Below are 12,439 nucleotides of genomic sequence, written 5' to 3'. Positions count from 1 at the left end.
TCAGGCCCCGTCGAAACGGCGCGTCTCGACGCACGCCGAGCGGTTTTCAGATCACGACCTTGATCCTGCTGATCCTGACATCCGCAGTGTCGCTGGTCCGCTGGCCCGACGCCGCGATCGCCGTCGGCTTGGGTCTGTTCCAAGCCGCCTTCGTGGTGTGCGCTTTGTGGAAGGCCGTCATCGGCATCGCCAGCCTGCGCCGCCCTGCGCCCGTTCCTCGCCTGATCGAATGGCCGCGCTACACCATTCTGGCGGCGCTTTACGACGAGGCGGCCGTGACGCCGCAACTGATCGCCAACCTCAGCCGGATCGACTATCCGGCCCACAGGCTGGAGGCCTTCATTGTGCTGGAATCGCATGATGAGGCCACACTGGCGGCAGCCCAGGCGACGCCCAAACCGCAGTGGTTAAAAATCCTGATTGCGCCGCCGGGCAGCCCCCAGACCAAGCCGCGCGCCTTGAACTACGCCCTGGGTCAAGCGCGGGGCGATCTCGTCACCATCTATGACGCAGAGGACCGACCGCATCCGCAACAGCTCCGCCAGGCGGCGGCGCGGTTCGTGGCCCAGCCACGGCTGGGTTGTCTTCAGGCGCCGCTTCGCATCCGAGCATCCGGCAAGGCTGGCTCCTGGTTTCTGGATCGACAGTTCGCCTTTGAATACGCGGCCCTGTTCGAAGTGACCTTGCCGGGCATGGCGCGGCTGGGCCTGCCCTTCCCGCTGGGCGGTACCAGCAACCATATCCGCATGACGGCTCTGCGTGGCGCAGGCGGCTGGGATGCGCACAATGTCACCGAGGACGCCGACCTGGGTTTTCGCCTGTGGTCGCTCGGCTGGAAGCTCGGCGTCATCGACAGTCCGACCTGGGAGACGCCGCCGGGTGCGATGGACCGCTGGCTGCCCCAGCGCACCCGTTGGCTGAAGGGTTATATGCAGACCTGGGGCGTGCATACGCGGCGTCCGAACGCCCTGGGACGGCGCGGAAGCTTGTCGCTGATCATGACCTTGGGCGCGGCCATCCTGTCGGCGGCCGCCCATGCCCCGACGCTGGCCTGGCTCGTTCTAGCCGTCGCTGTCTGGGCCATGTCCGGCGTCCTGCCGCCCCTGCCCGGAGGCTCGCTGGGCGTGCTGGCCCTGGGCGTCATCGCCGCCTGGATGAGCTGTGCGGCCGGAGCACGACGCGCCGGGCTTGATTACAGGCTGGGCGATGTGCTGACTGCGCCGGTCTATTGGGCGCTACTCAGCTTGGCCTTCGTCCATGCAGCCTGGCGGCTGGCGGTCGAACCGCACGTCTGGGACAAGACCCCGCACGATCGCGACGATCAGACGCCGGAATTGACCGTCGTGGCGCCGGACGCTGGACGCGAGGCGGCCTGAGCGCCTATCAGCCCGACGATGGCGCCCGTCCTTTCCAAAACTCCCGAAACCCTCGTGACCTCCGGCTGGTCCGACTATGCCCTGCTGGACAGCGGCGACGGCAAGAAGCTTGAACGCTATGGCCGCTACACCGTCGTCCGACCCGAGCCGCAGTGTTTCTGGTCGCCGCGCGATCCGAAAACGTTCGAAAACGCCACAGCAACGTTCGATCCGCAGCAGGAAGAGGAAGACAGCGGTCGCTGGCGGTTCGACAAGCACGGCCCCATCGACGCGTTCCCTTTGAAATGGCGCGATGTGAAGTTCACCGGCCGTTTCACCCCCTTCCGCCACCTGGCCTTCTTCCCTGAACAGGCGGCGAATTGGGAGTGGCTGGACGGGCGGGTGCTCGCGTTCACGCGCTCGAACGGCCGTGCGCCGAAGATCCTGAACCTGTTCGGCTATACCGGCGTCGCCAGCCTGGCTGCGGCCGCCGCAGGCGCAGAGGTCACCCACGTCGACGCCTCCAAGAAGTCGGTCGCCTACGCGCGCGAAAACGCCGAACAATCGGGCCTGGCCCAGCATCCGATCCGGTGGATCGTCGAGGACGCCCGCAAATATGTCGCGCGCGAAGTTCGTCGCGGCTCGAAATACGATGGCGTCATTCTGGATCCGCCCAAATACGGCCGCGGCCCGACGGGCGAAGTCTGGCGCCTGTTCGAGGACATGCCGGGCCTGCTTAAGGACTGCGCCGCCCTGCTGGCGGACAATGCCGATTTCCTGCTGCTGAACGCCTATGCCGCCCGCGTGTCCGGCCTGTCCCTCGCGCATCTTATGGCGGAGGCAACGCAGGATCGCGGCGGCCGGATCGACTGGGGCGAACTGGCCCTGTCCGAAGACGGCCCTGACGCCCGCGCCATCGGCCTGTCGTTCTTCGCGCGGTGGAGCCAATGACGGAACGCGTCATCACATCCCTGACCAACGACACGGTCAAGGGCGTCCGCGCCCTGCACATGCGCAAGGAACGCGACCTGACCGGGACCTTCCTGGCCGAGGGTCTGAAGTTCATCGGCGAGGCGCTGGACCAAGGGCGCTCGCCCCGGATGCTGCTGGTCGGCGAGGACGCCCGCCCTCATCCGTTGCTCGACCGCGCCAAGGCTGCGACTCTCAAGGCCGGCGGCGACATCATCGTCGTCACCCACGCCATCCTCGAAAAGATCAGCCGCCGAGACAATCCGCAGACCGTTCTCGGCGTGTTCGAACAGGCCTATGCGCCTCTCGACAGCCTGAACCCCGCCTCGGCTCCCTGCTGGGTCGCGCTGGAGCAGGTGCGCGATCCCGGCAATCTGGGCACCATCATCCGCACGGCGGACGCAGCCGGTTGCGGAGGAGTCATCCTGATCGGCGACTGCGTCGATCCCTATTCGGTCGAGGCCGTGCGCGCCACCATGGGCTCGGTCTTCGCCGTTTCGATCACCAGAACGACGCCTGACGCCTTCCTCGCTTGGCGAAAGAGCTGGCCCGGCAGCGTCGTAGGCACCCGACTGGACGCCAAGGTCAGCCACCGCTCGGCCGTCATGCAACGGCCGTCGCTGATCCTGATGGGCAATGAGCAGGCCGGCCTGACCGACGATTTGGCCGCCGCCTGCGACGTCAACGTCAAGATTCCAATGCGCGGCCGGGCTGACAGCCTGAATTTGGCTATCGCCACCGGCATCATGGTTTATGCCGCGACGGACGACGCCTAGCGCTTCTCCTCCGGCGCCACCCGGCCCATGCCCCACAGGGCCACGATGGTGATCAGGGCCGAAATCGCCAGATAGCCGCCGACGGCTCCCGGCCCGAACCGCTCGGCCAGCTTCAGCGCGACATAGGGCGCAAGCGATGCGCCAAGGATGCCCGCCAGATTGAAGGCCATCGACGCGCCGGTATAGCGAACCGCGGTCGGAAACGGCCGCGCCATGGCCGCGCCGATGGGGCCATAGGTGCAGCCCATCAGGGCGAACCCCAGCGCAAAGAAGATCAGCAGGCCGCTGAGACCGCCCCCGAACAGCGGCGCGAACAAAAAGCCGAATAGGCCGATTCCCACGGACGAGGCGATCAGCACCCTGACCTGCCCGTATCGATCCGCCAGCAAGGCTGTGACGGGGATGAAGGCGGCGAAGAACAGCACGCCGATCAACTGGATCGGCAGCACATCGGCCCGCGCCAGCCCCATTCCCGTCGTCGCCCAGCCCAGGGCGAAGACGGTCATCAAATAGAACAGGGTGAAGGTCGTCACGCCGCTGAAGGTGCCCAGAACCAGCGCCGCCTTGTGATGGGCGAACAGGGTCACGGCCGGCGCCTTCACGCGCTCGTCGCGATCCACCGCCTTCTGAAACTCGGGCGTTTCGGTGATCTTCAGCCGCACCCACAGGCCGACGAACACCAGCACGGCGCTGGCCAGGAACGGAATGCGCCAGCCCCAGCCCTCGAACGCGGTCTCGCTCATCGTCGACGTCAGAACGATGAAAGATGTGGTGGACAGAATGAAGCCGATGGGCGCGCCCAGTTGGGGGAACATGCCGAACCAGGCCTTCTTTCCTGGCGGCGCATTCTCTGTCGCCAGCAACACCGCCCCGCCCCATTCCCCGCCCAGACCCAGCCCCTGACCGAACCGGCACAGGGCCAGCAGCAAGGGCGCGAGCAGGCCGACCTGCTGGTGCGTCGGCAACAGGCCGATCGCCACCGTCGACAGGCCCATCGTCATCAGCGCCGCGACCAGCGTCGCCTTGCGCCCCACCCGATCCCCGAAATGCCCGAACGCCAGGGCGCCGATGGGCCGCGCGAAGAAGGCGATGGAGAAGGTCGCGAACGACGACAGCAGCGCCGTCCCCGGATCCTCGCCGGGGAAGAAGAGCGTCGGGAACACCAGGACGGCCGCCGTGGCGTAGATATAGAAGTCGAAGAACTCGATCGTCGTGCCGATCAGGCTGGCGAACAGCACGCGGCCGGTGGAGTTCTTCGGCAGGACGTCGGACATCTTCTTCTCCCCGTTGAGCCAGCGATGCCCGTTTCCCTGCCGCCGCGTCAAGGCGATCAGGTCCCGCGCGGCTTGACCCGGTTTGTCGCTTGCGCCTCGGCCGGGTTTTCCGGCCACGGATGACGGGGATAGCGGCCGCGCATCTCCGCGCGCACCGCCGCCCACGAGCCCGACCAGAAGCGCGGCAGGTCGTTGGTGACCTGCACCGGCCGTCGCGCCGGCGATAGCAGGGCCAGGGTCAACGGCGCCCCGCCGACGGTCGGATGCGTCGTCACGCCGAATAGTTCCTGCACGCGAATATCTACGCGCGGCCCGCCCTCGGCGGCGTAGTCGATGGCCGCCGAGCCCAGCGGCGTGACCAGACGCGGGGGCGCCACCTCGTCCAGCCGGCGTTGCATATCCCAGGGGATCAGGCTGCGCAGGGCTTCAGCCAAACGACCGTCGGCGATCCCATCCAGCGACCTCTCCCCGTCCAGCAGGGGCCACAGCCAGTCCTCACGCGCGGCCAGCAGGGCGTTGTCCGACACATCGGGCCAGGCCGGGTCGCGCGTGTGCAGGAAGGCCAGACGTGCGCGCAGTCCCGACGCCTGCTCGCCCCATTTCAGCGCGCCCAGCCCATCCGCCTCGATCTCGGCGCACAAAGCGGCGGTTAGGGTCTTCGCATCCGGCGCGCCGACGATCTTTTCGTCCAGCACGATGGCCCCGATGCGTCGCGAGCGCCGGATCACCGACCGCCCCGACGGCTCCCGCGCCAGCCGGTCTTCCGTCGAGATCAGGCGCGCCAGATCGCTGTCGATCCGGTCCGCCTCCAGCGCCGCCGCCAGTCGCACCCGGTCGCGCGTGTCGCCGCCCCCGAGTTCGGCGATCGCCAACCAAGGCTCACGCGCCAGATGGTCGGTCGCCTCCAGCACGGCCCCTCTTCCGCTGGCGAGAAGATATTCACCCGCCTTGCCCCGCGCCTTTGCGATCCGCTCGGGAAAGGCCTCGGCCAGCAGCAGTCCCGGATCGATCATGCGACCCGACCCACCGCCGGCCGCGCGCGCCCAGCGCTGCGCCAGCTTCATCGCGTCACGCGCTCTTTGCGACCGATCTCGTTCCAGCCCAACCAAGCGATCCGCCAGATCGACGCCCGATCCGCCCAGACCCGGCTCGCTCAACACCGCCGCGATCCTTGCGCCCGTCATCGCGTCGCCGGCGTCGGACGCCACGGCGACCATATGCGCCAGCCGAGGCGACAGCGGGATCTTCGTCAGGCGCAGCCCGTGTTTCGACAGGCCGCCATCGGCGTCCAGCGCCCCCAAACGCGTCAGCACCTTGCGCGCCTCGGCCATGGCCCCGGCCGGCGGCGGGTCCAGAAGGGCCAGACCCTCGACCGAACGGGCGCCCCATCGCGCGAGGTCCAGGGCCAGTCCCGTCAGGTCCGCCTCCTGGATTTCCGGCCGCTGATGCGGGACCAGCCCGCGCGTCTGTTCCTCGTCCCACAGGCGGTAGCAGACGCCCGGCTCAGTGCGCCCGGCCCGGCCGCGCCTCTGTTCCGCCGAAGATCGGCTGACCTTGACCGTCGCCAGCCGGGTCAGTCCGCTGGACGGTTCGAACCGCGGCACGCGCGACAGGCCGCCGTCGATCACCACGCGCACGCCCTCCATGGTCAGGCTGGTTTCCGCAACCGAGGTCGCCAGAACCAGCTTGCGCCGCCCCACAGCCGCAGGTTCGATGGCCCGGTCCTGTTCGGCCCGGTCCAGCCCGCCGTACAGGGGCACGACATCGACGTTCGGCAGCCGCAGCCGCGTGTTCACCAGCCGCGCGACTCTATGGATTTCACCCTGCCCTGGCAGAAAGACCAACATCGACCCGGCTTCTTCGCCCAACGCGGTCAGACAGGCTCTGGCCACAGCCTCTTCGAACCGTTCGGACGGATTGCGGCCCAGATACCGGGTCTCGACCGGCCAGGCCCGTCCGTCGGCCTCGATCACCGGCGCGCCGTCGAGCAGGCGCGAAACTCCGACCACATCCAGCGTCGCCGACATGACCAGCAGCCGCAAATCCTCACGCAGCAGCCCCTGCGTCTCTCTCGCCAGCGCCAGCCCGAGATCGGCGTCCAGGCTGCGTTCGTGGAACTCGTCGAACAAGACCGCGCTCACGCCCTCCAGACCCGGATCGTCCAGAATCATGCGCGTGAAGACGCCTTCTGTGATCACCTCGATGCGCGTGTTCGGCCCGATGCGGCTCTGCAGCCGGGTGCGATAGCCCACCGTCCCGCCGGGCTGCTCACCCAGGGTCGCCGCCATCCGGTCGGCCGCCGCCCGTGCGGCCAGGCGTCGCGGTTCCAGCACCAGCACCTTGCCGTCCAGCCATGGCTGATCCAGCAGGGCCAGCGGCACGACCGTCGTCTTGCCCGCCCCCGGTGGCGCCGCCAGCACGGCCGTATTGCCCGCGCTCAACGCGGCTCGCAGCGGTTCCAGAACGGCGTGGATGGGCAGCATACGTCGCCTCTAGCCTGCCGATGGGCGATCACGAAAGCGTCGTCGCGCCTTAACCACCCCGTCATGCGCGTTGCGCGCCGCCTCATCCGTCGCTAGCGTCCGCCCCAAGCAGCCGAGGGGCTGCATCAAAACGTGGGGGTATTTTATGTGGCGCGTTAAGTCGCTCGACGCGATCCTTGCCACGGCCGAGAAGAAGTCGCTTCACCGGTCGCTTGGTCCTATTCAACTGACGCTTCTGGGGATCGGGGCCATCATCGGCACCGGGATCTTCGTCCTGACTGCTTCGGCCGCCCAAAAGGCCGGACCGGGCATGATGATCAGCTTCGTCATCGCCGGCGCGGTCTGCGCGGTCGCGGCGCTCTGCTACTCCGAACTGGCGTCGATGGCGCCGGTTTCGGGCTCGGCCTACACCTACACCTACGCCGTGATGGGCGAACTGCTGGCCTGGACGGTCGGCTGGGCGCTGATCCTGGAATACGCCGTGGCGGCCTCGGCCGTGTCGGTCGGTTGGTCGGGCTATGTGCTCGGGCTGATAGAACAGGGGCTCGGATTCGACTTCCCTGATCTTCTATCCGCCGGGCCGACCTGGTCGATGAACGGCTTCATCCCCACGCCTGACTTCACGGCCGGGATCGTCAACATCCCCGCCATCGTCGTGGCCCTGCTGGTGACGGCTCTGCTGATGGTCGGCACGACGGAGTCGGCCCGCGTCAACGCGATCCTGGTCGCGATCAAGGTCATCGCCCTGACGGTCTTCATCGTCATCACCCTGCCTGTCATCAAGTCGGCCAACCTGTCGCCGTTCGCCCCCAATGGCCTGTTCGGCCAATATTCGGGGATGGGCATCGTCGGCGCCGCGGCCTCGATCTTCTTCGCCTATGTCGGCTTCGACGCCGTTTCGACGGCGGCCGAGGAAACCAAGAATCCGCAGCGTAACGTGCCCATCGGCCTGATCGGCTCGCTGGCCATCTGCACGATCTTCTATCTTCTGGTCGCGCTCGGCGCCGCAGGCGCTATCGGCGCCCAGCCGGTTCTAGGCGCCGCCGGTGAAGCGGTACAGCCGGGCTCGCCCGCCTTCGTGGCCGCCTGCGCCCTGCCCGCCAACGCAGAAATGCTGGTCTGCTCCAACGAGGCCCTGGCCCACGTTCTGCGTGTCGTCGGTCACCCCCAGATCGGCAACGCCCTCGGCACCGCCGCCCTCTTGGCCCTGCCGTCGGTCATCCTGATGATGATCTTCGGTCAGACCCGCATCTTCTTCGTGATGGCGCGCGACGGCCTGCTGCCGGAAGGCCTGACCAAGATCCACCCCAAGTGGAAGACGCCCTACATCGTGACCGCCGCCACCGGCATCGCGGTCGCCATCGCCGGGGCCCTGTTCCCGGTCGGTCAGTTGGCCGACATCTCGAACTCGGGCACCCTGTTCGCCTTCTTCATGGTGTCGATCGCGGTGCTGGTGCTGCGGGTCAAGGATCCGAACCGTCGCCGTCCGTTCCGTACGCCGCTGATCTGGGTGTTCGCGCCCCTGTCGGCGTTCGGCTGCGCCTTCCTGTTCTGGAACCTGCCGCACGACGCCAAGATGGTGCTGCCGATCTGGGGCGGCATCGGCCTGCTGATCTACTTCGCCTACGGCTACCGCAAGAGCCACCTGGGTCACGGCGTGGTCGAGGTTCACGAGACCGACGGCGACGTTCCGCCGCCGCCTGTGCCGCCGATCCGCTAAGACAAAATGCGGGGCCTGTCGCACCAATCGCGGCAGGCCTATCGATCGGCCTCAAATAGCCCGCAAGGGCGATAGGCCAGGAATAAAGAAAGGCCCCGGATCGCTCCGGGGCCTTTTTTGTCTTGGTGCGGATGAGAGGACTCGAACCTCCACGCCTCTCGGCGCTGGAACCTAAATCCAGTGCGTCTACCAGTTCCGCCACATCCGCATCGGGTAGGCGGTCGCGTCTAGAGGGTGACGCCGCTCAGGGCAAGGCCTCAGCGACGCCCGGCGACCAGTTCATTGCGGATGGAGCGTCCCAAGGGATCGCGGGCGCGCCAGCTGTCGCCGACATCGGCCTCAACCATCCGGCTGCAGAAGCGTGGCAGGATCTGGCGCGGGCTGAAGCCGGACAGACAGATCTTGTCACCCTCGGCCGACCAGCGGGCCGCCACACGTCGCCCATCCGAAAACTGCGAGGTGTAGCGTCCATCCGGCTCGAAATAATGCCGGACCCACTGTCCATTCGGATAATGGGACACGATCGTGTTGCCGAACGCCTTGGACATATCGGCTGAGGCGGGCGACGCCGCCAGCACCCCCACGATCACCAAACCGCAGATCACCGAAACCTGCTTCACACGCCTCTCCTGCGCCATCTGTCATCGACTATCGACGATACATAAGACGGCGCAAGCGCTGCGGTTCCTCAGCCGTTGCCGCGACGACCCGATTCGAACAGAAACCAGACGCGTTTCTCGCTCTCGTCGATCCAGTTCTCCAGCAAGCTGGCGGTCGCGACGTCGTTATGCTCGTCGCACAGGTCATGCACCTCGCGCATCCGGCCGATCAGTTCACCGTTGTCGTCGCGAAGCTCGGCCAGCATATCCAGCGGGTCGACATAGTCGGCGTCATTGTCGGCGATGCGTGATTCCTTGGCGATCTGGCCAATGGAGCGAAGCGTGGTCCCGCCGATCTTGCGCGCCCGCTCGGCCATGGGATCGGTCATGGCCAGGATTTCCGCCGACTGCTCGTCCAGCATCAGATGATAGTCCCGGAAATGCGGACCCGAGACGTGCCAGTGGAAGTTCTTCGTCTTGATGTAGAGAGCGAACGTATCGGCCAGCAGGCCGGTCAGAGCGGCGGAAATGCTCTGGGTCGCCTCCTCCGACAGGCTCGTCGGCGTCTTCAGGGGCGCCAGGCGCTTTTCTTTGGCGGTGGCCATCATCGTTCTCCTCAGCAGCAGTCTGCGGTCAAGCTAGGTAGCCGGGCATCCGGACGGAAGCCCTGGCGCAGATGATAATGCTGAAGCTGTGAAGTGGTTCGGCGGCGCCGACCTTTGTCGGCGGATGGCTGGGGAACTAGGACTCGAACCTAGAATGACGGTACCAAAAACCGTAGTGTTACCATTACACCATTCCCCAGCAGGACCGGCGTTTCCGAAGCACTCTGTGCGGCGGAGGCGGTCAGATACGCCAAGCCGATTTGGGATGCAACACCCTCTTTCAGGACTATTTTCGCTTACCCGGAAGAGGGGTCGAAATGGGCGCTTGCGGCCTATCGAACCCATGGCTATAAGCCGCGTCCTCACTTCGGGGCGACGCCGCCAGGCCAGCCCCTACGGTCGGAGTGTGGCTCAGCCTGGTAGAGCACTGCGTTCGGGACGCAGGGGTCGGAGGTTCGAATCCTCTCACTCCGACCATCTTCTCCTCAGAATAATCGACGATGCGACAGCGGGTCTTCGCCCGCTGCCAGAGCCGCGTCAGTCGTCGTTCGCCGCGCTCTCCATCGCCTGGCGCGCCACCGCATTCAGATGCGCTCCAACCGACTCGATGGTCCTTGAGCCCAGCGCCTTTCGGCGCGCGGTCAGGTCGGGCGAGCCCGCGTCGTAATCGGCCATCAGCCGCCGCACGAACGTCCCGTCTTGAACCTCCGCCAACACCTGATCCATCGCTTGGCGAGATTCGGCTCCGATGACGCGCGGTCCGGTCAGATAGGCGCCGTATTCCGCCGTGTTCGAAATCTTGGCGAAGGCGCCCGCAATGCCGCGTTCGTACATCAGGTCGGTCACCAGCTTGGTCTCGTAAAAACATTCGAACCACGCCACCTCGGGCGGATAGCCGGCGTCGACCAGTTTCATGAAGGCCGTGTCGATCAGTTCGGCGATGCCGCCGCACAGAACCACCTGTTCTCCGAACAGGTCGCTCTCGCACTCGTCGCGCATCGTCGTTTCCAGAATGCCCTTGCGCCCGCACCCCAGCGCCGCCGCATAGGACAGGCCCAGCGCATGCGCGCCGCCCGTCGCGTCCTGCTGCACGCCGAACAGGCAGAAGACCCCCTCTCCGGCTTCGTACAGATCGCGGATACGCGGCCCGATCCCCTTGGGCGAGGCCAGGATGACGTCCAGATCCGCGCGCGGTTCGACCAGACCGAACCGCACCGACAGGCCGTGGGCGAAGACCAGGGCCGCGCCCGGCCGCACGTTCGGCTCCAGTTCGTCGCGCCACAGATCGCGGTGCGCCTCGTCCGAAGTCATGACGGCGACCACGTCGGCGCCCGACGCGGCCTGTCCGGCCGTCATCACCGCGAACCCGTCGGCGCGGGCCAGGTCTCGCGTCTTGGAGCCAGACTTCAAACCCACAACGATGTCAGTCACGCCGGAATCGCGCATGTTCAGCGCATGGGTCCGGCCTTGGCTACCATAACCGATCATGGCCACGCGCTTGCGGCGAATGATCGAAAGGTCGCAGTCGCGGTCGTGGAAGACAGGCAGCGGATTGGGTAGGGTCTGGGTCATGACCGCCTTCATAACCCCATCCGACGTCGTCGCCCTCTGGAAAGAGGCTGGACCCGAAAAGTGGTTCGCCAAGGACGAGGCGTTCGACGCCGACTTCCGCGACCGAGGCCGCGCCCTGCATTGGGCCGCCGCGCGCCGCGAACTGGACGTTTGGATGGACACGGCCGATGGGGCCTTGGCGCTGTTGATCCTGCTGGACCAGTATCCCCGAAACAGTTTTCGCGGCACGGCTCATCAGTTCGCCACCGACCCGCTGGCCCTGATGTTCGCCAACCAAGCCGTAGCCCGCGATCTGCATCTGGCGGTCGAGCCGGCGCTGAAGAACTTCCTGCTGCTGCCCTTCGAACATTCCGAACGGATCGAGGATCAGGACCGCTACATGACCTTGGTCGCCGGCGATGAAGAGCTGGAGAAATGGGGCAAGCTGCACCGCGACATCATCGTCCGCTTTGGCCGCTTCCCGCACCGCAACGCCGCGCTGGGCCGCCAGACGACGCCTGAAGAACAGGCCTTTCTCGACGAAGGTGGTTTTGGCGGCTGAAACCGTACGCGATGGACACGCCAGCCATCGCAATGCCGCTGGTCCATTTCCAACAATTCCAACCGCTTGCCGAAATATGTCCCCCGTCTCCCATCCACGGGGTCAAACGGCCCCATAATACATCCGTCTCGTCGCATGGAGGGCTCGCCTGGCCTGCGACCTTGCGGCGGCGAGAGCGGAGGGAACGGGGGCGATGGTGAAATCCCATCGCGGCGCCGGGGCTGATCGGTCGGGGAATCGCCCCGGCGTCCGCAGTCGCGTCGCAGGGTCGAGGGGGATACTCGGCCGCACCGGGGATCGGGGATCGCTGCTCCGACCCGCCCGTCGCAGGCTTATGGGGTTAGGCGATAAGACCGCCACCGCTCGGCGCCCCGAGCTTGCAGGCCAACCCACCGCGCGGAGCGTCACACCCTTCGTCGAAACGGTACTTCACATCACAGAACTCCGGGCGAAGGCCCGGCGCTCCGCCCAGCCCTCCACCAACTCCGCAGGCCGAACGCCGCGAAGGCGCTTTGCCATGCCTGACCGAATCAATTCTGTGGACG

10 protein-coding genes and 3 tRNA genes are annotated in these 12,439 nt (G+C 66.6%); 6 read left to right on the top strand and 7 right to left on the bottom strand.

Translation table 11 applies throughout. From position 1 onward, the window contains the following. Window positions 1-59: 59 nt before the first annotated feature. Genes LG306_RS10600 through LG306_RS10590 form a run of 3 tightly spaced genes read left to right on the top strand, consistent with a single transcriptional unit; the run spans window position 60 to window position 3,100 of the window. Window positions 60-1,376 carry a glycosyltransferase family 2 protein gene (locus tag LG306_RS10600; RefSeq protein WP_404414280.1) on the top strand — a complete coding sequence of 439 codons (1,317 nt, stop codon included), beginning with the start codon at window positions 60-62 and terminating at the stop codon, window positions 1,374-1,376. 18 nt (window positions 1,377-1,394) lie between these two features. Next, a complete protein-coding gene (locus LG306_RS10595; protein WP_404414278.1) occupies window positions 1,395-2,306 on the top strand; it encodes a class I SAM-dependent methyltransferase in 912 nt (303 codons plus the stop codon). Then, complete coding sequence (locus tag LG306_RS10590; RefSeq protein ID WP_404414276.1) at window positions 2,303-3,100, top strand: TrmH family RNA methyltransferase; 798 nt, start codon at window positions 2,303-2,305, stop codon at window positions 3,098-3,100. The genes LG306_RS10595 and LG306_RS10590 overlap by 4 nt, the downstream gene beginning before the upstream one ends. Here LG306_RS10590 and LG306_RS10585 read toward each other — a convergent pair. Beyond that, a complete protein-coding gene (locus tag LG306_RS10585; RefSeq protein WP_404414274.1) occupies window positions 3,097-4,374 on the bottom strand; it encodes an MFS transporter in 1,278 nt (425 codons plus the stop codon). The two genes, LG306_RS10590 and LG306_RS10585, sit on opposite strands and share 4 nt — an antisense overlap. A 56-nt stretch (window positions 4,375-4,430) precedes the next feature. Further along, entirely contained in the window at window positions 4,431-6,857 is a 2,427-nt protein-coding gene (gene hrpB, locus LG306_RS10580; protein WP_404414272.1) for an ATP-dependent helicase HrpB, read from the bottom strand. 145 nt (window positions 6,858-7,002) lie between these two features. On the opposite strand from hrpB, the gene LG306_RS10575 reads away from it, so the two are divergent. Continuing rightward, a complete protein-coding gene (locus tag LG306_RS10575; RefSeq protein ID WP_404414270.1) occupies window positions 7,003-8,577 on the top strand; it encodes an amino acid permease in 1,575 nt (524 codons plus the stop codon). A gap of 123 nt (window positions 8,578-8,700) precedes the next feature. On the opposite strand, the gene LG306_RS10570 is transcribed toward LG306_RS10575, so the two are convergent. From LG306_RS10570 to LG306_RS10555, 4 genes are all read right to left on the bottom strand, one after another. Next, window positions 8,701-8,785 (bottom strand) — tRNA-Leu (locus LG306_RS10570). Window positions 8,786-8,834: 49 nt separating this feature from the next. Beyond that, the gene (locus LG306_RS10565; RefSeq protein WP_404414269.1) at window positions 8,835-9,197 is read right to left on the bottom strand and encodes a hypothetical protein; all 363 of its coding nucleotides are present in this window, start codon (window positions 9,195-9,197) and stop codon (window positions 8,835-8,837) included. Window positions 9,198-9,265: 68 nt separating this feature from the next. Then, complete coding sequence (locus LG306_RS10560) at window positions 9,266-9,781, bottom strand: Dps family protein (RefSeq protein WP_246845984.1); 516 nt, start codon at window positions 9,779-9,781, stop codon at window positions 9,266-9,268. A 125-nt stretch (window positions 9,782-9,906) separates the two neighbouring features. Further along, a tRNA-Gln gene (locus LG306_RS10555) sits at window positions 9,907-9,980 on the bottom strand. A 201-nt stretch (window positions 9,981-10,181) separates the two neighbouring features. On the opposite strand from LG306_RS10555, the gene LG306_RS10550 reads away from it, so the two are divergent. Continuing rightward, a tRNA-Pro gene (locus LG306_RS10550) sits at window positions 10,182-10,258 on the top strand. A gap of 60 nt (window positions 10,259-10,318) precedes the next feature. On the opposite strand, the gene ilvC is transcribed toward LG306_RS10550, so the two are convergent. Next, entirely contained in the window at window positions 10,319-11,353 is a 1,035-nt protein-coding gene (gene ilvC / locus LG306_RS10545; protein WP_404414267.1) for a ketol-acid reductoisomerase, read from the bottom strand. On the opposite strand from ilvC, the gene LG306_RS10540 reads away from it, so the two are divergent. Continuing rightward, a complete protein-coding gene (locus LG306_RS10540) occupies window positions 11,352-11,894 on the top strand; it encodes a DUF924 family protein (protein WP_404414265.1) in 543 nt (180 codons plus the stop codon). The genes ilvC and LG306_RS10540 overlap by 2 nt on opposite strands. The last annotated feature ends 545 nt before the right edge of the window (window positions 11,895-12,439 follow it).

This window comes from Brevundimonas vesicularis, assembly GCF_044807075.1.
Classification (GTDB): domain Bacteria; phylum Pseudomonadota; class Alphaproteobacteria; order Caulobacterales; family Caulobacteraceae; genus Brevundimonas; species Brevundimonas vesicularis_G.
The sequence above is the reverse complement of the archived record's forward strand: the minus strand, read 5'-3'. Positions and strand labels throughout refer to the sequence as shown.